Annotated in this window: 18 protein-coding genes; 17 read left to right on the top strand and 1 reads right to left on the bottom strand. The window is 71.4% G+C overall.

Going from position 1 to position 21837, the window contains the following annotated elements; all coding sequences use genetic code 11:
- Positions 1–94 precede the first annotated feature (94 nt).
- The 13 genes from IE251_RS09450 to IE251_RS09390 all read left to right on the top strand — a co-directional run bounded on the left by IE251_RS09450 (position 95) and on the right by IE251_RS09390 (position 14156).
- Positions 95–1615: a UDP-N-acetylmuramoyl-L-alanyl-D-glutamate--2,6-diaminopimelate ligase gene (locus IE251_RS09450; protein WP_189752446.1), complete on the top strand. Its 1521-nt coding sequence runs from the start codon at positions 95–97 to the stop codon at positions 1613–1615.
- A 4-nt stretch (positions 1616–1619) separates the two neighbouring features.
- A complete protein-coding gene (locus IE251_RS09445) occupies positions 1620–3032 on the top strand; it encodes a UDP-N-acetylmuramoyl-tripeptide--D-alanyl-D-alanine ligase (protein ID WP_189752445.1) in 1413 nt (470 codons plus the stop codon).
- The gene (mraY, locus tag IE251_RS09440) at positions 3032–4102 is read left to right on the top strand and encodes a phospho-N-acetylmuramoyl-pentapeptide-transferase (RefSeq protein WP_030605496.1); all 1071 of its coding nucleotides are present in this window, start codon (positions 3032–3034) and stop codon (positions 4100–4102) included. Before IE251_RS09445 ends, mraY begins: the two co-directional genes overlap by 1 nt.
- On the top strand, positions 4084–5520 hold the full coding sequence (murD, locus tag IE251_RS09435; protein WP_189752444.1) for a UDP-N-acetylmuramoyl-L-alanine--D-glutamate ligase: 1437 nt from the start codon (positions 4084–4086) through the stop codon (positions 5518–5520). The genes mraY and murD overlap by 19 nt, the downstream gene beginning before the upstream one ends.
- A 95-nt stretch (positions 5521–5615) precedes the next feature.
- Positions 5616–6977: a putative lipid II flippase FtsW gene (ftsW, locus tag IE251_RS09430; protein WP_189752443.1), complete on the top strand. Its 1362-nt coding sequence runs from the start codon at positions 5616–5618 to the stop codon at positions 6975–6977.
- Positions 6978–6983: 6 nt separating this feature from the next.
- The gene (murG, locus tag IE251_RS09425; RefSeq protein WP_030783441.1) at positions 6984–8072 is read left to right on the top strand and encodes an undecaprenyldiphospho-muramoylpentapeptide beta-N-acetylglucosaminyltransferase; all 1089 of its coding nucleotides are present in this window, start codon (positions 6984–6986) and stop codon (positions 8070–8072) included.
- A 26-nt stretch (positions 8073–8098) separates the two neighbouring features.
- A complete protein-coding gene (locus IE251_RS09420) occupies positions 8099–8890 on the top strand; it encodes a cell division protein FtsQ/DivIB (protein ID WP_189752442.1) in 792 nt (263 codons plus the stop codon).
- Between the two features lie 279 nt (positions 8891–9169).
- On the top strand, positions 9170–10378 hold the full coding sequence (gene ftsZ / locus IE251_RS09415; protein ID WP_189752441.1) for a cell division protein FtsZ: 1209 nt from the start codon (positions 9170–9172) through the stop codon (positions 10376–10378).
- Positions 10375–11103, top strand: coding sequence for a peptidoglycan editing factor PgeF (gene pgeF / locus IE251_RS09410; protein ID WP_189752440.1), 729 nt, complete (start codon positions 10375–10377; stop codon positions 11101–11103). The genes ftsZ and pgeF overlap by 4 nt, the downstream gene beginning before the upstream one ends.
- 6 nt (positions 11104–11109) lie before the next feature.
- Positions 11110–11829 carry a YggS family pyridoxal phosphate-dependent enzyme gene (locus tag IE251_RS09405; protein ID WP_189752439.1) on the top strand — a complete coding sequence of 240 codons (720 nt, stop codon included), beginning with the start codon at positions 11110–11112 and terminating at the stop codon, positions 11827–11829.
- Between the two features lie 128 nt (positions 11830–11957).
- The gene (locus IE251_RS09400) at positions 11958–12599 is read left to right on the top strand and encodes a cell division protein SepF (RefSeq protein WP_030605477.1); all 642 of its coding nucleotides are present in this window, start codon (positions 11958–11960) and stop codon (positions 12597–12599) included.
- 59 nt (positions 12600–12658) lie between these two features.
- Positions 12659–12949 carry a YggT family protein gene (locus IE251_RS09395; protein ID WP_030605475.1) on the top strand — a complete coding sequence of 97 codons (291 nt, stop codon included), beginning with the start codon at positions 12659–12661 and terminating at the stop codon, positions 12947–12949.
- A gap of 52 nt (positions 12950–13001) precedes the next feature.
- Positions 13002–14156 carry a DivIVA domain-containing protein gene (locus IE251_RS09390; protein WP_189752438.1) on the top strand — a complete coding sequence of 385 codons (1155 nt, stop codon included), beginning with the start codon at positions 13002–13004 and terminating at the stop codon, positions 14154–14156.
- A 441-nt stretch (positions 14157–14597) separates the two neighbouring features.
- Here the strand turns inward: IE251_RS09390 and ileS are convergent, their stop codons facing one another.
- Positions 14598–17741: an isoleucine--tRNA ligase gene (gene ileS / locus IE251_RS09385; RefSeq protein WP_189752437.1), complete on the bottom strand. Its 3144-nt coding sequence runs from the start codon at positions 17739–17741 to the stop codon at positions 14598–14600.
- Between the two features lie 601 nt (positions 17742–18342).
- Between ileS and IE251_RS09380 the strand changes: the two genes are divergently transcribed.
- The 4 genes from IE251_RS09380 to IE251_RS09365 all read left to right on the top strand — a co-directional run bounded on the left by IE251_RS09380 (position 18343) and on the right by IE251_RS09365 (position 21737).
- On the top strand, positions 18343–19548 hold the full coding sequence (locus IE251_RS09380; RefSeq protein ID WP_189752436.1) for a TraR/DksA family transcriptional regulator: 1206 nt from the start codon (positions 18343–18345) through the stop codon (positions 19546–19548).
- Between the two features lie 59 nt (positions 19549–19607).
- Positions 19608–20255, top strand: a complete 648-nt coding sequence (gene lspA / locus IE251_RS09375; RefSeq protein ID WP_189752435.1) for a signal peptidase II — start codon at positions 19608–19610, stop codon at positions 20253–20255.
- A gap of 73 nt (positions 20256–20328) precedes the next feature.
- On the top strand, positions 20329–21273 hold the full coding sequence (locus IE251_RS09370) for an RluA family pseudouridine synthase (RefSeq protein ID WP_189752434.1): 945 nt from the start codon (positions 20329–20331) through the stop codon (positions 21271–21273).
- A complete protein-coding gene (locus IE251_RS09365) occupies positions 21270–21737 on the top strand; it encodes a GNAT family N-acetyltransferase (RefSeq protein ID WP_189752433.1) in 468 nt (155 codons plus the stop codon). The genes IE251_RS09370 and IE251_RS09365 overlap by 4 nt, the downstream gene beginning before the upstream one ends.
- Positions 21738–21837 lie beyond the last annotated feature (100 nt).

Below are 21837 nucleotides of genomic sequence, written 5' to 3'. Positions count from 1 at the left end.
GAGCCCCTCGCTTAGCTCCGGAGCCGGTACGCCCGGTACGCTCACCGCCGTGCCACACGCTGATCAGTCCCAAACCACCCAGAAAGGCGCTTCCGTGACATATCCGGGACCGCCGCGACCGGTCCAGGTCTCCGCCACACCCCTCGCGGAACTGGCCGATCAGCTGGGTACCGCCGCCGCGGATACCGCCGCCGAGGTCACGGGCATCACCCACGACTCGCGCGCCGTCCGCCCCGGCGACCTGTACGCCGCCCTGCCGGGCGCCCGGCTGCACGGCGCCGACTTCGTCACCCAGGCCGCCGGCCTCGGCGCGGTCGCCGTGCTCACCGACGCCGACGGCGCCGAGCGCGCCGCCGCCACGGGCCTGCCCGTCCTGGTCGTGGACGACCCGCGCGGCCGGATGGGCGAGCTGGCGGCCCGGATCTACGGCCACCCCGGCCGCGATCTGCTCCAGATCGGCATCACCGGCACCTCCGGCAAGACCACCACCGCCTACCTGGTGGAGGGCGGCCTGCGGACCGCCCGGGCCACCGGGCTGGTCGGCACCGTCGAGACCCGCATCGGCGACGAGCGGATCAAGTCCGAGCGCACCACCCCCGAGGCCACCGACCTCCAGGCCCTGTTCGCCGTCATGCGCGAACGCGGCGTCGAGGCGGTCGCCATGGAGGTCTCCAGCCACGCCCTGGTCCTCGGCCGGGTCGACGGCTGCGTCTTCGACATCGCCGTCTTCACCAACCTCAGCCCGGAACACATGGAGTTCCACTCCGACATGGAGGACTACTTCCGGGCCAAGGCGCAGCTGTTCACCCCCGAGCGCAGCAGGCTCGGCGTGGTCAACGCCGACGACGAGTACGGCCGCCGGCTCGCCAAGGAGGCGACCGTCCCGGTCGTCACCTACTCCGCCGAGGGCCACCCCGACGCCGACTGGCGCGCCCAGGACGTGCAGATCGGCCCGATGGACTCGACGTTCACCGTGCTCGGCCCGGACGGCGAGCGGGTGCACGCCAGGTCGCCGATCGCCGGTCCCTTCAACGTGGCGAACACCCTCGCCGCCATCGTCGCCCTCGCCGCCGCCGGCCTCGACCCGCAGACCGCCGCCGACGGCATCGCCGCCGTACCGGGCGTGCCGGGCCGCCTGGAGCGCGTCGACGCCGGGCAGCCCTACCTCGCGGTCGTCGACTACGCCCACAAGACGGACGCGGTCGAGTCGGTGCTCAGGGCGCTGCGCAAGGTCACCAAGGGCCGGCTGCACGTCGTCCTGGGCTGCGGCGGCGACCGCGACCGGAGCAAGCGCGCCCCGATGGGCGCCGCCGTCGCCCGGCTCGCCGACACGGCCGTACTGACCTCCGACAACCCCCGTTCCGAGGACCCCCTCGCGATCCTCGCGACCATGCTCCAGGGCGCCGCCTCGGTGCCCGCGCACGAGCGCGGCGAGGTGCTCCTCTTCGAGGACCGGGCCGCCGCCGTCGCCGCCGCCGTGGGCCGCGCCCAGGCCGGCGACACGGTGCTGGTCGCGGGCAAGGGTCACGAGCAGGGCCAGGACATCGCCGGCGTGATCCGTCCCTTCGACGACCGCCAGGTGCTTCGCGAAGCTATCCAGAAGACCCAGGGATGAACTTGTGATCGCCCTCTCCCTCGCCGAGATCGCAGCAGTCGTCGGCGGGCAGACGCACGACATACCGGATCCGTCCGTGCAGGTCACGGGACCGGTCGTCCGGGACTCCCGGGAGGTGGTGCCCGGCAGCCTGTTCGCCGCCTTCGTCGGCGAGCGCGTGGACGGCCACGACTACGCCCGGCAGGTCGTCGAGGCCGGCGCGGTCGCCGTGCTGGCCGCCCGGCCGGTCGGCGTCCCCGCCATCGTGGTGGACGACGTCCAGACCGCCCTCGGCGCCCTCGCCCGGCACGTCGTGGGCCGGCTCGGCACGACCCTCGTGGCGCTGACCGGCTCGGCCGGCAAGACCAGCACCAAGGACCTGATCGCCCAGGTCCTCGGGCGCAAGGCGCCGACCGTGTTCACGCCCGGCTCGCTCAACAACGAGATCGGGCTGCCGCTGACCGCCCTGTCCGCCACCGAGGAGACGCGGTTCCTCGTGCTGGAGATGGGCGCCCGCGGCATCGGGCACATCCGCTACCTCACCGGCCTCACCCCGCCGCGGATCGGCCTGGTGCTCAACGTCGGCTCCGCGCACATCGGCGAGTTCGGCGGGCGCGAGCAGATCGCCCAGGCCAAGGGCGAGCTGGTGGAGGCGTTGCCCCCGGCGAGCGAGGGCGGCGCGGCGATCCTCAACGCCGACGACCCGCTGGTGAAGGCCATGGCCTCCCGTACCCAGGCGAAGGTGGTCCTTTTCGGAGAGTCGGCCGAAGCGGACGTACGCGCCGAGAACGTACGACTCACGGACAGCGGACAGCCCTCCTTCAGGCTTCACACACCCTCCGGTGCAAGCGATGTGACGATGCGCCTGTACGGTGAGCACCACGTGTCGAACGCGCTCGCCGCGGCCGCCGTCGCCCATGAGCTGGGCATGTCCGCGGAAGAGATCGCCCTCGCGCTCTCCGAGGCGGGCTCCCTCTCCCGGTGGCGCATGGAGGTCACCGAGCGCCCGGACGGCGTGACCATCGTCAACGACGCCTACAACGCCAACCCCGAGTCCATGCGGGCCGCCCTCAGGGCGCTCGCGGCCATGGGCAAGGGGCGCCGTACGTGGGCGGTGCTCGGCAAGATGGCCGAGCTGGGGGACGAGGCGCTCGCCGAGCACGACGCCGTCGGACGGCTCGCCGTCCGGCTCAACGTCAGCAAGCTCGTCGCCGTCGGGGGGATTGAGGCCTCCTGGCTGCAATTGGGCGCATATAACGAGGGTTCGTGGGGTGAGGAGTCGGTGCACGTGTCCGACGCACAGGCGGCGGTCGACCTGTTGCGCAGCGAGTTGCGCCCGGGGGACGTCGTGCTCGTGAAGGCGTCCCGGTCGGTGGGGCTGGAGAGCGTCGCCCAGGCGCTCGTCGAGGCCGGCGAGGGTGAGGTCGCCGCCCGATGATGAAGCAGATCCTGTTCTCGGGAGTCATTGGCCTCTTCCTGACGCTGGTCGGCACCCCGCTGCTGATCAAGCTGCTGGCCCGCAAGGGCTACGGCCAGTACATCCGCGACGACGGCCCGCGCGAGCACGCCAGCAAGCGCGGTACGCCGACCATGGGCGGTATCGCCTTCATCCTGGCGACCATCGCCGCGTACTTCCTGAGCAAGCTCATCACCGGCTACGCGCCGACCTACTCCGGTCTGCTGGTCCTCGGCCTGATGTTCGGCATGGGCCTGGTCGGCTTCCTCGACGACTACATCAAGATCGTCAAGCGGCGTTCGCTGGGCCTGCGGGCCAAGGCGAAGATGGCCGGCCAGCTGATCGTCGGCATCGCCTTCGCCGTGCTGTCGCTGCAGTTCTCCGACTCCCGCGGCAACACCCCGGCCTCCACGAAGCTGTCGTTCATCACCGACTTCGGCTGGTCGATCGGCCCGGTGCTGTTCGTCGTCTGGGCGCTGTTCATGATCCTCGCGATGTCGAACGGCGTGAACCTCACCGACGGTCTGGACGGTCTGGCCACCGGCGCCTCCGTGCTCGTCTTCGGCGCCTACACCTTCATCGGCGTCTGGCAGTTCCAGGAGTCCTGCGCCAACGCGCAGACCCTGACCAACCCCGGCGCCTGCTACGAGGTGCGCGACCCGCTCGACCTCGCGGTGGTCGCCTCCGCGCTGATGGGCGCCTGCCTCGGCTTCCTGTGGTGGAACACCTCGCCGGCGAAGATCTTCATGGGCGACACCGGCTCGCTCGCCCTCGGCGGTGTCCTCACCGGCCTGGCCATCCTCTCCCGCACGGAGCTGCTGGTGGCCATCATGGGCGGCCTGTTCGTCCTCATCACCATGTCGGTCGTCATCCAGGTCGGCTCCTTCCGGCTCACCGGCAAGCGCGTCTTCCGGATGGCGCCACTCCAGCACCACTTCGAACTCAAGGGCTGGTCCGAAGTCCTGGTGGTGGTCCGCTTCTGGATCATCCAGGGCATCTGTGTGATCGTCGGACTGGGCCTCTTCTACGCGGGATGGGCAGCGGACAAGTGACCTCCACCTCGGGGCTCTTCGACTTCCAGGGCAAGCACGTCACCGTCGCCGGGCTCGGCGTCTCCGGCGTCCCGGCGGCCAAGGCGCTGCACGCGCGCGGCGCGGTCGTCACGGTCGTCAACGACGGCGACGACGCCCGCGCGCGGGAACAGGCCGCGGAACTGGAGGCGCTCGGCATCACCGTGCGCCTCGGTGACGGCTCCTCCCTGCCGGAGGGCACCGAGCTGGTCGTCACCGCGCCCGGCTGGCAGCCCGGCAAGCCGCTGTTCCGCGCCGCCGAGCGGGCCGGTGTGCCGGTCTGGGGCGACGTGGAGCTGGCCTGGCGGCTGCGCGGCCCGGACGCGGCCCCCTGGCTGGCCGTCACGGGCACCAACGGCAAGACCACCACCGTGCAGATGCTCGCCTCCATCCTGAAGGCGGCGGGCCTGCGGACGGCCGCCGTCGGCAACATCGGCGTCTCCCTGCTGGACGCGGTCCTCGGCGAGGAGGAGTACGACGTGCTCGCCGTGGAGCTGTCCAGCTACCAGCTGCACTGGGCGCCCTCACTGCGCGCCCACTCGGCCGCCGTCCTCAACCTCGCGCCGGACCACCTGGACTGGCACGGCTCCATGGAGGCGTACGCGCGCGACAAGGGCCGTATCTACGAGGGCAACAAGGTCGCCTGCGTCTACAACGTCGCCGACAAGGCCACCGAGGACCTGGTGCGCGAGGCCGACGTCGAGGAGGGCTGCCGGGCGATCGGGTTCACCCTCGGCGCCCCGGGGCCGTCCCAACTCGGCGTCGTGGACGGCATCCTGGTCGACCGCGCCTTCGTGGAGAACCGGCAGAAGAACGCGCAGGAGCTGGCCGAGGTCTCCGACATCCACCCGCCGGCCCCGCACAACATCGCCAACGCCCTCGCGGCGGCGGCCCTCGCGCGCGCCTTCGGGGTGCCCGCCACCGCCGTACGCGACGGCCTGCGGGCCTTCCGCCCGGACGCCCACCGCATCGCGCACGTCGCCGACCTCGACGGGGTCGCGTACGTGGACGACTCCAAGGCCACCAACACCCATGCCGCGGAAGCGTCGTTGGCGGCATATGAGTCGATCGTATGGATCGCGGGCGGACTGGCGAAGGGCGCCACCTTCGACGAACTGGTCGCCAAGTCGGCGCAGCGGCTGCGGGGCGCGGTCCTGATCGGTGCCGATCGGGCCCTGATCCGCGACGCCCTCGCGCGACACGCCCCGGAAGTACCCGTGGTGGACCTCGACCGGACCGACACTGGGGCGATGCTCCAGGCGGTGACGGAGGCCAGGCGGCTGGCCCGGCCCGGCGACACGGTGCTGCTGGCCCCGGCCTGCGCCTCCATGGACATGTTCACCAACTACAACCAGCGCGGCGACGCGTTCGCGGCGGCGGTCCGCGAACTCGGCGCCTGAGCCCGGCCGCCTGCCGGGCGGATCTTGGGAGGGACGCGTGGGACGGTCGACGTTCAAGGGACGCGTGGGACGTTCGACGTTCGGCGGAGGCACCGATGCCCGGTAGCCGCACCGGCCGGCCGCCCGTACAGCGGGCGTCCCGCCGTCCCGCCGTTCCCCGCGTCCCGAGCGAGAACCCCGTACAGCGGCTCTACACCCGCGCCCGCAAGGCCTGGGACCGGCCGCTGACCGCCTACTACCTGATCCTCGGCGGCAGCGTGCTGATCACCGTGCTGGGCCTGGTGATGGTCTACTCGGCCTCCCAGATCACCGCGCTCCAACTGTCGCTGCCCGGGTCGTACTTCTTCCGCAAGCAGTTCCTCGCCGCACTCATCGGCGGCGCACTGCTGTTCGCCGCCTCCCGCATGCCGGTGAAACTGCACCGGGCGCTGGCCTACCCGATCCTCGCCGCCGCCGTCTTCCTGATGGCCCTGGTGCAGGTGCCGGGGATAGGGATGTCGGTCAACGGCAACCAGAACTGGATCTCCCTCGGCGGCTCCTTCCAGATCCAGCCCAGCGAGTTCGGCAAGCTCGCCCTGGTGCTGTGGGGCGCCGACCTGATCGCCCGCAAGCAGGAGAGAAGGCTGCTGGCCCAGTGGAAGCACATGCTGGTACCGCTGGTCCCGGTCACCTTCCTGCTGCTCGGGCTGATCATGCTGGGCGGCGACATGGGCACCGCGATCATTCTCACGGCGATCCTCTTCGGCCTGCTGTGGCTCGCGGGAGCGCCGACCCGGCTGTTCGCCGGGGTACTGTCGGTGGCCGGACTGATCGGGGTGCTCCTGATCAAGACCAGCGACAACCGGATGGCCCGGCTCGCCTGCATCGGCGCCACCGAGCCCCGGAGCGGGGTCGCCGACTGCTGGCAGGCCGTGCACGGGATCTACGCGCTCGCCTCCGGGGGGTTCTTCGGCTCCGGACTCGGTGCGAGTGTGGAAAAATGGGGCCAACTCCCCGAAGCCCACACCGACTTCATCTTCGCCGTCACCGGTGAGGAACTGGGCCTGGCGGGGACGCTGTCGGTGCTCGCCCTGTTCGCGGCTCTAGGCTATGCGGGTATCCGCGTGGCCGGACGCACGGAGGACCCCTTCGTGAGGTACGCCGCGGGAGGCGTGACCACCTGGATCACCGCCCAGGCGGTGATCAACATCGGTGCGGTGCTCGGCCTGCTGCCGATCGCCGGCGTACCGCTCCCGCTGTTCTCCTACGGAGGGTCCGCCCTGCTGCCGACCATGTTCGCCATCGGGCTGCTGATCGCCTTCGCACGCGACGAGCCCGCTGCGCGGGCAGCGCTTGCGATGCGGCAACCCCGCTTTGGTAGAAAGCGGGCGGGAGGCTCCGGTGCCGAGCGGGGGCCTCGGAGATGGAACACGATGCGACGGCGTGCCTCGGCGGCGCGTTCGTCCGGAGAGCGGTGAATTTCGGTGCATGTCGTACTCGCCGGTGGGGGGACCGCCGGCCACATCGAGCCCGCGCTCGCCCTCGCGGACGCCCTGCGCAGGCAGGACCCGACCGTGGGAATCACGGCCCTGGGCACGGAGCGCGGCCTGGAGACCCGGCTCGTCCCGGAGCGCGGCTATGAACTGGCGCTGATCCCCGCGGTGCCGCTGCCCCGCAAGCCCACCCCCGAGCTGATCACCGTCCCGGGCCGGCTGCGCGGCACGATCAAGGCCGCGGAGCAGATCCTGGAGCGCACCAAGGCGGACGTCGTGGTCGGCTTCGGCGGCTACGTCGCGCTGCCCGGCTATCTGGCCGCCAAGCGCCTCGGGGTGCCCATCGTGATCCACGAGGCCAACGCCCGCCCCGGCCTGGCCAACAAGATCGGCTCGCGCTACGCGGCCCGGGTCGCCGTCTCCACACCGGACAGCAAGCTGCGTGACGCCCGTTACATCGGCATCCCGCTGCGCCGCTCCATCGCCACGCTGGACCGAGCGGCCGTCCGCCCCGAGGCCCGCCACCGCTTCGGCCTCGACCCGAACCTGCCCACGCTGCTCGTCTCCGGCGGCTCCCAGGGCGCCCGGCGGCTGAACGAGGTGACGCAGACCGTCGCCCCCTGGCTCCAGCAGGCCGGCATCCAGATCCTGCACGCGGTCGGTCCGAAGAACGAACTGCCGCAGGTGCAGCAGATGCCGGGAATGCCCCCCTACATCCCGGTAAGTTACCTGGACCGGATGGACCTCGCGTACGCCGCGGCCGACATGATGCTGTGCCGCGCGGGCGCGATGACCGTCGCCGAACTCTCCGCCGTGGGCCTGCCGGCCGCGTACGTCCCGCTGCCCATCGGCAACGGCGAACAGCGGCTGAACGCCCAGCCGGTGGTCAAGGCCGGCGGCGGACTCCTCGTCGACGACGCGGAACTGACGCCGGAGTGGGTGCAGCAGAACGTGCTGCCCGTGCTGGCCGACCCGCACCGGCTGTACGAGATGTCCCGCGCGGCAAGCGAGTTCGGCCGCCGGGACGCCGACGAGCTGCTCGTCGGCATGGTGTACGAGGCGATCGCCTCGCGCCGTTAGGACTGTATGACGAAAGGGCAGTGACGGTGGCCGGACCGACAACCGCCGAGCGCGGGGAACGCCAGCAGGGGTCGTCCGGTCCGCCGCCCGCCCGCGGCGCCGGACGGCGTCTTCGTACGATCGTCATCCTGGCCGTGGCCGTCCTCCTCCTCGGAGCCGGTGGCGCCTGGGTGTTGTACGGCTCGCAGTGGCTGCGGGTGCGCCACGTCCCGGTGTCGGGCACGCGCGTGCTGACCCCCGCGGAGGTCCGCGAGGCGGCGGACGTGCCCGTCGGGGAACCCATGGCGTCCGTCGACACGGAAGCCATCGCGGCCCGGCTGCGCCGGAGACTGCCCCGGATCGACACCGTGGACGTGGTGCGTTCCTGGCCCCGGGGAATCGCCCTGAACGTGACCGAACGCACTCCGGTCCTGCTGCTCCGAAAAGGCGGGAACTTCGTCGAAGTCGATGACGAAGGTGTCCGTTTCGCCACGGTTTCGCAGGCGCCGAAAGGCGTTCCGAGCCTGGAATTGTCCGCCTCCCGCAAGGGGCCCGGAGCCGCGAGCCTGCGGCGCTTCGGCACCGGCCGGCTCGTGCGCGCGGCCGTCCGGGTCGCCGGCGACCTGCCCGCCCCCGTGGCGCACGCCGCCCGGACCGTTCGGGTGCGCTCCTACGACGCCGTCTCGGTCGAGTTGGGCGACGGCCGCACGGTGGTGTGGGGCAGCGACGAGCAGGGGCGCGCCAAGGCGCGGGCCCTCACGGCTCTCATGAAAGCATCCCCGGGCGCACGGCACTTCGACGTCACCGTCCCCACCGCCCCTGCGTCATCGGGAAGTTGACGCACATCAGCCCAGGCCAGCCCCCTGGTTGGGCACGGCTACGGCTGATCACATAGGGTGAAAAGAAAAACGGGAGGTTCGGCGTGTTCGTTGAACGGGCGCCACTTGTCGACTTAGTGTCCTGTTCGGAAGACTCCAGGGAACAGACACACTGGTAACCCTAAACTTCAGGGTTAGGGTTCGGGTCGGCGCTACGGACCGTCCCATTCGGCATCCGTCGTCCCGGCGCGGGGCACCGCACGGCGGCGACAACGTAATTCGAGGCGAGAGGCCTTCGACGTGGCAGCACCGCAGAACTACCTCGCAGTCATCAAGGTCATCGGTGTCGGCGGCGGTGGTGTCAATGCCATCAACCGGATGATCGAGGTCGGTCTCAAGGGCGTCGAGTTCATCGCCATCAACACCGACGCACAGGCGCTGTTGATGAGCGACGCCGACGTCAAGCTCGACGTCGGCCGCGAACTCACCCGCGGACTCGGCGCCGGAGCCAACCCGGCCGTCGGCCGCAAGGCCGCCGAGGACCACCGCGAGGAGATCGAGGAGGTCCTCAAGGGGGCCGACATGGTCTTCGTGACGGCCGGTGAAGGCGGCGGCACCGGCACCGGCGGGGCGCCCGTCGTGGCCAACATCGCGCGCTCGCTCGGCGCCCTGACCATCGGCGTGGTCACGCGCCCGTTCACCTTCGAGGGACGGCGTCGCGCGAACCAGGCCGAGGACGGCATCGCCGAACTGCGCGAAGAGGTCGACACCCTCATCGTCATCCCGAACGACCGGCTGCTGTCCATCTCGGACCGCCAGGTCTCGGTCCTGGACGCCTTCAAGTCCGCGGACCAGGTCCTGCTCTCCGGTGTTCAGGGCATCACCGACCTCATCACCACCCCCGGCCTGATCAACCTGGACTTCGCCGACGTGAAGTCGGTCATGTCCGAGGCCGGTTCGGCCCTCATGGGCATCGGCTCGGCCCGCGGCGACGACCGCGCGGTGGCCGCGGCCGAGATGGCGATCTCCTCGCCGCTGCTGGAGGCGTCCATCGACGGCGCCCGGGGCGTCCTGCTCTCCATCTCCGGCGGCTCCGACCTCGGCCTGTTCGAGATCAACGAGGCCGCCCAGCTGGTCAGCGAGGCCGCCCACCCCGAGGCCAACATCATCTTCGGCGCGGTCATCGACGACGCCCTCGGCGACGAGGTGCGGGTCACCGTGATCGCGGCCGGCTTCGACGGCGGCCAGCCGCCGGCCCGCCGGGACAATGTCCTGGGCTCGGCCTCCGGTTCGGCCCCCGCCCGCCGCGAGGAGCCCGCCCCGCCCCGGCCGAACGAGCCCAGCCGCCCGTCCTTCGGCTCGCTGGGCAGCGTCAAGCCCAAGGAGGAGCCGGAGCCGGCGCCCGAGCCGGTGCCGGACATCCCGGTCGCCCCGCCGGTACCCCCGGCGCCCCGGACCTACTCGGACAGCGCGGCCGAGGAACTGGACGTCCCGGACTTCCTCAAGTGATAGGACGGCGCGAGAGCGTGAGCGGCGCGCACTTCGCCTTCACCGACCGGTGGGGCGGGGTGAGCGCCGCTCCGTATGAGGAGCTGAACCTCGGCGGCGCGGTCGGCGACGCACCCGAGGCGGTGCGCGGCAACCGCGAACTGGCGGCGAAGTCGCTCGGCCTGGACCCGGACCTGGTGGTGTGGATGAACCAGGTGCACGGCGCCGACGTCGCCGTGGTGGACGAGCCGTGGGGCGAGGGCCCGGTGCCGGATGCCGACGCGGTCGTCACCGCGCGGCGCGGACTGGCCCTGGCCGTCCTGACCGCCGACTGCGTGCCGGTGCTGCTGGCCGACCCCGTCGCCAAGGTCGTCGCCGCGGCCCACGCCGGCCGGCCCGGCATGGTCAAGGGCGTCGTCCCCGCCGCCGTACGGGCCATGGTCGGACTCGGCGCCGAGCCGGGCCGGATCGTCGCCCGTACCGGACCGGCCGTGTGCGGCCGGTGCTACGAGGTGCCGGAGGCGATGCGCGCCGAGGTGGCCGCCGTCGAACCGGCGGCGCACGCCGAGACGAGCTGGGGCACGCCGGCGGTGGATGTGTGCGCCGGGGTGCATGCGCAGCTCGACCGGCTCGGGGTGTGCGACCGGGCGCGAACGCCGGTGTGCACGCTGGAGTCGAAGGATCACTTCTCATACCGCCGCGACCGCACCACCGGGCGGCTCGCCGGCTATGTCTGGCTGGACTGATAGGGCATGACGGACCGTAAGACCGAACTCGCCGCGAACCTGGCGAAGGTGGAGGAGCGCATCACCGCCGCGTGTGCGGCGGCGGGGCGCGACCGGGAGGAGGTGACCCTGATCGTGGTCACCAAGACCCACCCGGCGAGCGATGTGCGCATCCTGTCGGAGCTCGGTGTGCGCCATGTCGCCGAGAACCGCGACCAGGAGGCGGCCCCGAAGGCCGCCGCCTGTGCGGATCTGCCGCTGAAGTGGCACTTTGTCGGTCAGTTGCAGACCAACAAGGTGCGTTCCGTGGTCGGTTACGCCGATGTCGTGCAGTCGGTCGACCGTTCCCGGCTCGTCACCGCGCTGTCGAAGGAGGCGGTGCGGACGGGGCGCGAGGTGGGCTGTCTGCTCCAGGTCGCGCTCGACGCCGGGGCGAGCGGCCGGGGCGACCGCGGCGGCGTGGCCCCCGGCGGAATCGAAGAGTTGGCCGGTCTTGTCGCCGACGCGCCCGGGCTGCGGCTCGACGGACTGATGACCGTCGCCCCGCTCACCGGGGAGTACGCGGGACGCGAACAGGCGGCGTTCGAGCGGCTCATGGATTTGTCGACCGACCTGCGCCGGGCTCATCCGGCTGCAACCATGGTGTCGGCAGGGATGAGCGCGGACCTCGAACAGGCCGTGGCCGCCGGGGCGACACATGTGCGCATTGGCACCGCGGTACTCGGAGTCCGACCCCGGCTCGGGTAACGTCGCCAAGAAGTCGGACCACAGCAGAAAATATGGTCAATGCCCGTGAAGTTGGGCACAACGACCACGTGGATCGCGGGCACTTGGCAGTCGTCAGCCGATCCACCACAGAGCGGAGGACTCAGAGCATGGCCGGCGCGATGCGCAAGATGGCGGTCTACCTCGGCCTCGTGGAGGACGATGGGTACGACGGCCGTGGATTCGACCCCGACGACGACTTCGAGCCGGAGCTGGACCCGGAGCCCGAGCGGGACCACCGGCGGCACGAACCGTCACATCAGCCGCATGGTGCGCATTCGCCCCAAAGGGACGAAGAGGTGCGGATCGTGCAGCCGCCCGCGCCCCGCGAACCGGTTGCCCGTTCGACTTCGCTCGCCGCGGAATCCGGACGTCCGGCGCGCATCGCGCCCGTGGCATCCATCACACAAGAACGTCAGTCCCTGGAGAAGAACGCGCCGGTGATCATGCCCAAGGTTGTGTCGGAACGAGAGCCTTACCGAATCACCACGCTTCACCCGCGGACCTACAACGAGGCCCGTACCATCGGGGAACACTTCCGTGAGGGCACCCCGGTGATCATGAATCTGACTGAGATGGATGACACAGACGCGAAGCGACTTGTCGACTTTGCGGCCGGTTTGGTGTTTGGTCTTCACGGCAGCATCGAACGGGTGACGCAGAAGGTGTTCCTGTTGTCTCCTGCTAACGTCGATGTCACGGCGGAGGACAAGGCCCGCATCGCAGAGGGCGGGTTCTTCAACCAGAGCTGAGACGCAACGCAGGACCGAAGCACGGAAAAGCATGGACAGGGGAGAGGGAACCGCAGGCCATGAGCGTGTTCGCGCAGGTGATCTACATCGCGCTGATGGTGTTCCTCGTCATCCTCATCTTCCGGCTGGTCATGGACTACGTCTTCCAGTTCGCCCGCTCGTGGCAACCCGGCAAGGCGATGGTGGTCGTTCTGGAGGCCACCTACACTGTCACCGATCCACCGCTGAAGCTTCTGCGGCGGTTCATCCCGCCGCTGCGTCTCGGGGGCGTGGCGCTCGACCTGTCCTTCTTCGTACTGATGATCATCGTCTACATTCTCATCTCCATCGTGCAGGGTTTCGTGAGATGAGGGTGGGCGATCCGGTCTTGCCGACTGCCGATGACTACGTTGAGGTGAAGAGATGCCGTTGACCCCCGAGGACGTGCGGAACAAGCAGTTCACGACCGTCCGCCTCCGAGAAGGCTATGACGAGGACGAGGTCGATGCCTTCCTCGACGAGGTCGAAGCCGAACTGACCCGTCTGCTCCGGGAGAACGAGGACCTGCGCGCCAAGCTGGCCGCCGCGACGCGTGCCGCCGCGCAGAACCAGCAGAACGCGCGCAAGCCTCCGGAGCAGGACCAGCAGCAGCAACACCCGCAGCAGCAACACCCCCAGCAGCAGCAGGGCATGCGAGGTCCCGGCCAGCCGGTGCCCGCCGGGATATCGGGCCCGCCGCAGCAGCAGATGGGTGGCCCCATGGGTGGTCCGCCCCAGCTGCCGAGCGGTGCCCCGCAGCTGCCCGCCGGCCCCGGCGGTCAGGGCGGCCCGCAGGGTCCCGGCCCGATGGGCCAGGGTCCGATGGGTCAGGGCCCGATGGGCGGTCAGCCGCCCATGCAGCAGCAGATGGGCGGCCCGATGGGCGGTCCCATGGGTGGCCCCATGGGCGGTCCGATGGGCGGCCCCGGTCAGGGCCCCGGTGGCGACAGCGCCGCCCGTGTCCTCTCGCTGGCCCAGCAGACCGCCGACCAGGCGATCGCCGAGGCCCGTTCCGAGGCCAACAAGATCGTCGGCGAGGCCCGCAGCCGTGCCGAGGGTCTGGAGCGTGACGCCCGTGCCAAGGCCGACGCCCTGGAGCGGGACGCGCAGGAGAAGCACCGCGTCGCCATGGGCTCCCTGGAGTCCGCGCGCGCCACGCTGGAGCGCAAGGTCGAGGACCTGCGCGGCTTCGAGCGCGAGTACCGCACGCGGCTGAAGTCGTACCTGGAGTCGCAGCTGCGTCAGCTGGAGACCCAGGCCGACGACTCGCTGGCCCCGCCGCGCACCCCGGCCACCGCCTCGCTGCCGCCGTCCCCGACGCCCTCCATGGCTCCGGCCGGCGCCGGTGCCCCGTCCTACGGCGGCAACCAGTCGATGGGCGGCTCGCAGGCCCCGTCCGGTCCGTCCTACGGCGGCCAGCAGCAGATGACCCCGGCCATGACGCAGCCCATGGCCCCGGTCCGTCCGCAGGGCCCGTCCCCGATGGGCCAGGCTCCCTCGCCGATGCGCGGGTTCCTGATCGACGAGGACGACAACTGAGCACCGGACACGGTGCGTAGGACGCCTTGAGCGTCGGCGGCATTCAGGGCGCGGCCCCGGGTTCACGATCCGGGGCCGCGCCCTTTTACGCGGGTTGCGATCCGGGTACGCGGCCGCGATCCCGTGCGCGGGGCGCGTGGGAGCCTTCCGGGGGCGCGGTGTCTCTGGGAGCACGCGGGCGGACGGCAGCCGGCAACCGGAGCACGGCGCACGCGCCGTACCGACCGGGCTTCCCCGAGCCGTGGGAGCCACGGTGATCGTTTTCGGGTAGCCTGGCCCATGCGCCGGGGTGCGTAGCGCAGATGGTCGTCGCGCCTCGATGGCATCTAGGAGGACGCCGGTTCGAATCCGGCCCGCCCCGGCGCACCCAGTCGCTCTCGTCGTATGACACCGAAGGCCCGGCCCCCACAGGGGGAACCGGGCCTTCCGGCTGTCCGGCGCCTACGCCTTGCGCAGGCGGAACGTCAGCGACAGACCCTCGTCGGTGAACGGCTCGCCGTAGCCGCCGTCGGCCTCGCCCTGGGCGAAGTCGGTCGCGAGGACCTCGTCGGCGATCAGACCGGCGTGCTCGGAGAGGGCCGCGACGACCGCCGGGTCCGTGGAGGTCCAGCGCAGGGCGATCCGGTCGGCGACGTCCAGGCCGCTGTTCTTGCGGGCCTCCTGGATCAGCCGGATCGCGTCCCGGGCCAGACCCGCCTGCCGCAGCTCCTCGGTGATCTCCAGGTCCAGCGCCACCGTGGCACCGGAGTCGGAGGCCACCGACCAGCCCTCGCGCGGGGTCTCCGTGATGATCACCTCGTCCGGGGCGAGGGTGACGGTCTCGCCGTCGACCTCCACGGACGCCGTGCCCTGGCGCAGCGCGAGGGACAGCGCGGCCGCGTCGGCACCCGCGATGGCCTTCGCCACGTCCTGCACCCGCTTGCCGAACCGCTTGCCCAGCGCCCGGAAGTTGGCCTTGGCGGTCGTGTCGACCAGGCTGCCGCCGACCTCGGCCAGCGACGCCAGGGAGGATACGTTCAGCTCCTCGGTGATCTGCGCGTGCAGTTCCGGGTGCAGCGACTCGAACCCGGTGGCCGCGATCAGCGCGCGGGACAGCGGCTGACGGGTCTTGACGCCCGACTCCGCGCGGGTGGCGCGGCCGAGCTCCACCAGCCGGCGGACCAGCGCCATCTGCCGGGACAGCTCGGGGTCGATCGCCGACAGGTCGGCTTCCGGCCAGGAGGCCAGGTGCACGGACTCCGGCGCGCCCGGGGTGACCGGGACGACCAGGTCCTGCCACACCCGCTCGGTGATGAACGGGGTGATCGGCGCCATCAGCTTGGTGACCGTCTCCAGCACCTCGTGCAGCGTGCGCAGCGCGGCCTTGTCGCCCTGCCAGAAGCGGCGGCGGGAGCGGCGGACGTACCAGTTGGACAGGTCGTCGACGAACGCGGACAGCAGCTTGCCGGCGCGCTGGGTGTCGTAGGCCTCCAGCGCCTGGGTCACCTGGTCGGTCAGCGCGTGCAGTTCGGACAGCAGCCAGCGGTCCAGCACCGGGCGGTCGGCCGGCGCCGGGTCCGCAGCGGTCGGCGCCCAGTCCGACGTACGCGCGTACAGCGCCTGGAAGGCGACGGTGTTCCAGTAGGTCAGCAGTGTCTTGCGGACGACCTCCTGGATGGTGCCGTGGCCGACCCGGCGCGCGGCCCACGGGGAGCCGCCGGCCGCCATGAACCAGCGCACCGCGTCCGCGCCGTGCTGTTCCATCAGCGGGATCGGCTGGAGGATGTTGCCCAGGTGCTTGGACATCTTGCGGCCGTCCTCGGCGAGGATGTGGCCGAGGCAGACCACGTTCTCGAACGACGACTTGTCGAAGACGAGCGTGCCGACGGCCATCATCGTGTAGAACCAGCCGCGGGTCTGGTCGATCGCCTCGGAGATGAACTGCGCCGGGTACCGGCTCTCGAACAGCTCCTTGTTCTTGTACGGGTAGCCCCACTGCGCGAACGGCATCGAACCGGAGTCGTACCAGGCGTCGATCACCTCGGGCACGCGCACCGCTTCGAGGGAGCAGCCCTCGTGCGGGCAGGTGAAGGTGATCTCGTCGATGTACGGGCGGTGCGGGTCGAGGCCGGACTGGTCGGTGCCGGTCAGCTCGCTCAGCTCGGTGAGGGAGCCGACGCAGGTGAGGTGGTCCTCCGCACAGCGCCAGATCGGCAGCGGGGTGCCCCAGTAGCGGTTGCGGGACAGCGCCCAGTCGATGTTGTTGTTCAGCCAGTCCCCGTACCGGCCGTGCTTGACCGTCTCGGGGAACCAGTTGGTCTTCTCGTTCTCCTGGATGAGCCGGTCCTTGATGGCCGTCGTGCGGATGTACCAGGAGGGCTGCGCGTAGTAGAGCAGCGCGGTGTGGCAGCGCCAGCAGTGCGGGTAGCTGTGTTCGTACGGCAGGTGCTTGAAGAGGAGGCCGCGCTGCGCCAGGTCCTCGGTGAGCTTTTCGTCCGCCTTCTTGAAGAAGACGCCGCCGACCAGGGGGACGTCCTCGGCGAAGGTGCCGTCCGGGCGGACCGGGTTCACGACGGGCAGACCGTAGGCGCGGCAGACCTTGAGGTCGTCCTCACCGAAGGCCGGGGACTGGTGGACCAGACCCGTGCCGTCCTCGGTGGTGACGTAGTCGGCGTTCACCACGAAGTGCGCGGGCTCGGGGAACTCCACCAGCTCGAAGGGACGCTGGTACGTCCAGCGTTCCATCTCGGCGCCGGTGAAGGTCTGGCCCGTGCTCTCCCAGCCCTCGCCGAGCGCCTTGGCGAGCAGCGGCTCGGCGACGACGAGCTTCTCCTCGCCGTCGGTGGCGACGACGTAGGTGACCTCCGGGTGCGCGGCGACCGCCGTGTTGGACACCAGCGTCCAGGGGGTCGTCGTCCACACCAGGAGCGCGGCCTGGCCGGCGAGCGGGCCGGAGGTGAGCGGGAAGCGGACGTACACGGACGGGTCGACGACCGTCTCGTAGCCCTGCGCCAGCTCGTGGTCGGACAGGCCGGTGCCGCAGCGCGGGCACCAGGGGGCGACGCGGTGGTCCTGGACCAGCAGGCCCTTGCCGTGGATCTGCTTCAGCGACCACCACACGGACTCCACGTACTCGGGGTCCATCGTGCGGTAGGCGTCGTCCAGGTCGACCCAGTAGCCCATGCGGGTGGTCAGCTCGGCGAACGCGTCGGTGTGCCGGGTCACGGACTCACGGCACTTGGCGTTGAACTCGGCGATGCCGTACGCCTCGATGTCCTGCTTGCCGGCGAAGCCCAGCTCCTTCTCGACGGCCAGCTCGACGGGCAGGCCGTGGCAGTCCCAGCCGGCCTTGCGCGCCACGTGGTAGCCGCGCATGGTGCGGAAGCGGGGGAAGACGTCCTTGAAGACGCGCGCCTCGATGTGGTGGGCACCGGGCATGCCGTTGGCGGTGGGCGGGCCCTCGAAGAACACCCACTCCGGGCGGCCCTCGGACTGCTCCAGGCTCTTGGCGAAGATCTTCTGCTCGCGCCAGAAGTCGAGCACAGCGTGCTCAAGAGCGGGCAGGTCGACCTGTGCGGGCACCTGGCGGTACGTCGGCGCTGTCATCTGCGAGCATCCTCCAACGGACTTGCTGCCTTCCGTCGGAGGGACGAGAGCCTTCGATCCTGTACGCCGTGTGCGGCGCGCTCCCGCGGTACCACCCTCCTTGGCCCCCGGCACGCCGTACGCGCCGGTGAGCCCCCTCATTGGGCTCGCGAAGCCGGTTCTACTCGCCGTGGCCCTGCGGCTGCGGCTTTCTTCCGGCGGCTCCGGGGTGATCTTCACGTCGCGCTCGCCCCCGGGCTCACACCGTCCCCGGGTCGCTCTGGGCTGCGTACGCCGCTACTCGTCCCCATCCACGCTTCTCGCTCCGCCCAGTGTACGGCGCCGCGCGGACAGCCGCGGACCGGTTTTCCCCGGGGCGGGGCGGGCGGCCGGTGGCCGGGCCGGGTGACCCGAATGGCGAGGGGGTGCCGGTGCCGGCCGGACCGGCCCGGGACGGGCGGATTACCCGGCGGGGAGCTGGGCACAACGGATGCAGGCCCGTGGCTCGGGGGGTGCGGGCGGGCGAATCGGGCGGTGTGCCCCGTTGCCGCGGGACTCAAGTCGATTTATCGTCCCAGCACGATTCGCGAGCAAGATCACAATATGTGAAGGGGCCGCGGCCATGGTGGCGAAGAAGACCGCCGTACAGCAGCCGGCGACCGGGAAGACCGGCGCGCGGCGTGCCGCCGGGAAGGCGGCCCCCGACCGGACCGCCCCGGACCGGACGGCCACCACGAAGACGGCCGCGAAGGACGTGAAGGCCGTGAAGGGCGCGGACGCGAAGGGCGCCAAGGAGCCGGCTGCCGGGACGAAGACGGCCGTCGGCGCGAAGGCGGCGGTCGGCGCGAAGGCGGCGGTCGCCGAGGAGGCGGCGGTCGGCAAGGAGAAGCCGGTCGGCAAGGAGAAGCCGGTTGCCAAGGAGACGCCGGTCGGCAAGGAGACGCCGGTCGGCACGGAGAAGCCGGTCGGCAGGAAGGCGGCGGTCGGCGAGAAGACGGCGGTCGCCGAGGAGGCGGCGGTCGGCAAGGAGAAGCCGGTCGGTGAGAAGACGGCGGTCGGTAAGAAGGCGGCGGCTGGGAAGAAGGCGGCGGGGAAGAAGACAGCGGGTGCGGACGCGGTCGCTAAGAAGTCCGCGGCGGCGAAGAAGGGGGCTGCGAAGAAGGCGGTCGTCCCGGCGGCGGCCGCCGGGAAGAGCGTCGACGGGAAGGCCGCCGGGAAGAACGCCGCTGAGGAGACCGCCGTCCACGGGGAAGCCGCTGCCGGGAGGGCCGCGGCGCGGGCGGCGGGGCACAAGAGCACGGCCAAGAAAGCGGGCGCGGCGCGGGCCGCCAAGCAGACGGGAGCCACGACGGTGGTTGCGAAGAAGACTCCTGGCACGGCCACGGCGGAACAGACCGCCGTTCCCAAGGCGCGGGCGGGTGCGGCGGAGCCCGGCGAACTGGCGGTGCGCCCCGGCGAGGACCCCTGGACCCCGGAGGAGGCCGGTGAGGCGCGCGCGGAGCTCCAGTCCGAGCTGGAACGGCTGCGGGCGGAGATCAGCTCCTCCGAGGCGTCCCTGGTCGGCCTCATGCGGGACTCCGGGGACGGCGCCGGCGACGACCAGGCCGACACCGGCACCAAGAACATCACGCGCGAGCACGAACTGGCGCTGGCCGCCAACGCGCGCGAGATGCTCACGCAGACCGAGCGCGCCCTGGAACGGCTGGACGCGGGCACCTACGGTCTGTGCGAGAACTGCGGCAATCCCATCGGCAAGGCCCGGATGCAGGCGTTCCCGAGGGCGACGCTGTGCGTGGAGTGCAAGCAGAAGCAGGAACGCCGCTCCTGAGGGCGCCCCGCCGTGCCGTAGTCTCGTGCCCAGTCAGGTACCTAGGCTGAGGGACTCACGTGGCAGAGGCGGAGCGCATCATCGGTACGCCGGACACCCCGGACGACGATCACCAGCAGACGGCGGCGGCCGGCGCGGCCGTCGGCGCCCGGGCCGCCGGTGCGTCCGGGGAGGCGGGCACGGACGACGCGACCGGGCGGCAGACGGCGCGCAAGCCCGGCCGCGGCCGCCGGATCGCCGTGCTGTTCTCGGTGGCCGCCTTCGCGTACGCCCTCGATCTGATCAGCAAGATGCTCGTCGTCGCCCGGCTGGAGGGCCGCGCGCCGATCCGGGTCGTCGGGGACCTGCTGGAACTGCACGTCATCCGCAACCCCGGCGCCGCCTTCAGCTTCGGCGCGGCCTTCACGGTGATCTTCTCGCTGATCGCCGCGATCGTGATCGTGGTGATCATCCGGCTGGCCCGCAAGCTGTACAGCTTCCCCTGGGCGATCGCGCTCGGCCTGCTGCTCGGCGGCGCGCTCGGCAACCTCACCGACCGGATCTTCCGGGCGCCGGGCGTCTTCGAGGGCGCGGTGGTGGACTTCATCGCGCCCAAGGGGTTCGCGGTGTTCAACCTCGCCGACTCGGCGATCGTGTGCGGCGGCATCCTGATCGTGGTGCTGTCCTTCTACGGCCTGGACCCGGACGGCACCGTCCACAAGGACTGAGGCCGGGGCCGGGGCCACGGGGTTTTCCACAGGCTCGTTCGGTGGCTCGCGGCCCGTCCGGCATACTCGACGGGTGAGCACGATTCCCGAGATCCGTACCCTGCCCGTGCCCGACGGCCTGGAGGGCGAGCGCGTCGACGCCGCCATCTCCCGCATGTTCGGCTTCTCCCGCACGAAGGCGGCGGAGCTGGCCGCGGCCGGCAAGGTCCAGGTCGACGGCGCGGTGGTCGGCAAGTCCGAGCGGGTGCGCGGCGGCGCCTGGCTGGAGGTCGAGATGCCGCAGGCGCCCGCGCCCGTCCAGGTGGTCGCGGAGCCGGTCGAGGGCATGGAGATCGTGCACGACGACGACGACGTGGTGGTGATCGTCAAGCCGGTCGGCGTGGCCGCACACCCGTCGCCGGGCTGGTCCGGCCCGACCGTCATCGGCGGTCTCGCCGCCGCCGGGTACCGCATCTCCACCTCCGGCGCCGCCGAGCGCCAGGGCATCGTGCACCGCCTGGACGTGGGCACCTCGGGCCTGATGGTGGTCGCCAAGTCCGAGTACGCGTACACGTCGCTCAAGCGCCAGTTCAAGGAGCGCACGGTCGACAAGCGCTACCACACGCTGGTCCAGGGCCACCCGGACCCGACCAGCGGCACCATCGACGCCCCCATCGGCCGCCACCCGAACCACGACTACAAGTGGGCGGTCACCGCCGACGGCAAGCCGTCGGTGACCCACTACGACCTCATCGAGGCCTTCCGCGCCGCCTCCCTGCTGGACGTGAAGCTGGAGACGGGCCGCACCCACCAGATCCGCGTCCACATGTCCGCCCACCGCCACCCGTGCGTCGGCGACCTCACCTACGGCGCCGACCCGACCCTCGCCAAGCGGCTGCGCCTGACCCGTCAGTGGCTGCACGCCGTCCGCCTGGGCTTCGAGCACCCCGGCGACGGCCGGTGGGTCGAGTTCGAGAGCGACTACCCCGAAGACCTCCAGCAGGCCCTCGACCAGGTCCGGGAGGAGACGTGGGCGTGAGCCCGCGCTGCACCGTCCGGGTCGCCGAGGACCCCGCCGACCGCGAGGCATGCTTCGCGGTCCGCAAGGAGGTCTTCGTGGTCGAACAGGGCGTCGCGGAGGACATCGAGTACGACGCGTACGACGCCGTGGCCGTGCATGTGCTGGCGGTCCACGAGGACGGCCGGCCGCTGGGCACCGGGCGGCTGCTGTACGGCGAGGCGGCGGCGGACCGCACCGGCGGGGACGCCACGGTCGGCGCGCTGGGCCGGCTCGCCGTCCTACGGGCGGCGCGCGGTCTCGGCGTCGGCGCGGCCCTGGTGCGCGCCATCGAGGAGGCGGCACGCGCGCGTGGCCTCACGGCGGTGGACCTGCACGCGCAGACCCAGGCCCTGGGCTTCTACGAACGCCTGGGCTACACGGCGTACGGCCCTCAGTTCCAGGACGCCGGCATACCGCACCGGGCGATGCGCCGGACCCTGTAGAACACGGCGGCCCGGCCCCGCCGGGCGCTGACGGCACCTCACCCGGTCGGGACGTCGTGCGGAATCCGCAGGTCGCGATGGCAGACTGGAACGCGGCCGT

Origin of the sequence: Streptomyces eurythermus (genome assembly GCF_014649115.1) — a bacterium.
Lineage (GTDB): Bacteria > Actinomycetota > Actinomycetes > Streptomycetales > Streptomycetaceae > Streptomyces > Streptomyces eurythermus.
The sequence above is the reverse complement of the archived record's forward strand: the minus strand, read 5'-3'. Positions and strand labels throughout refer to the sequence as shown.

What these genes read in the sequence shown, in the direction of transcription:
- mraY (WP_030605496.1), top strand. Translation starts at nt 3,032, where the DNA reads ATGAAGCAGATCCTGTTCTCGGGAGTCATTGGCCTCTTCCTGACGCTG.
- murD (WP_189752444.1), top strand. Translation starts at nt 4,084, where the DNA reads ATGGGCAGCGGACAAGTGACCTCCACCTCGGGGCTCTTCGACTTCCAG.
- ftsW (WP_189752443.1), top strand. Translation starts at nt 5,616, where the DNA reads ATGCCCGGTAGCCGCACCGGCCGGCCGCCCGTACAGCGGGCGTCCCGC.
- IE251_RS09405 (WP_189752439.1), top strand. Translation starts at nt 11,110, where the DNA reads ATGACGGACCGTAAGACCGAACTCGCCGCGAACCTGGCGAAGGTGGAG.
- IE251_RS09400 (WP_030605477.1), top strand. Translation starts at nt 11,958, where the DNA reads ATGGCCGGCGCGATGCGCAAGATGGCGGTCTACCTCGGCCTCGTGGAG.
- IE251_RS09395 (WP_030605475.1), top strand. Translation starts at nt 12,659, where the DNA reads ATGAGCGTGTTCGCGCAGGTGATCTACATCGCGCTGATGGTGTTCCTC.
- IE251_RS09390 (WP_189752438.1), top strand. Translation starts at nt 13,002, where the DNA reads ATGCCGTTGACCCCCGAGGACGTGCGGAACAAGCAGTTCACGACCGTC.
- ileS (WP_189752437.1), bottom strand. Translation starts at nt 17,741, where the DNA reads ATGACAGCGCCGACGTACCGCCAGGTGCCCGCACAGGTCGACCTGCCC.
- IE251_RS09380 (WP_189752436.1), top strand. Translation starts at nt 18,343, where the DNA reads ATGGTGGCGAAGAAGACCGCCGTACAGCAGCCGGCGACCGGGAAGACC.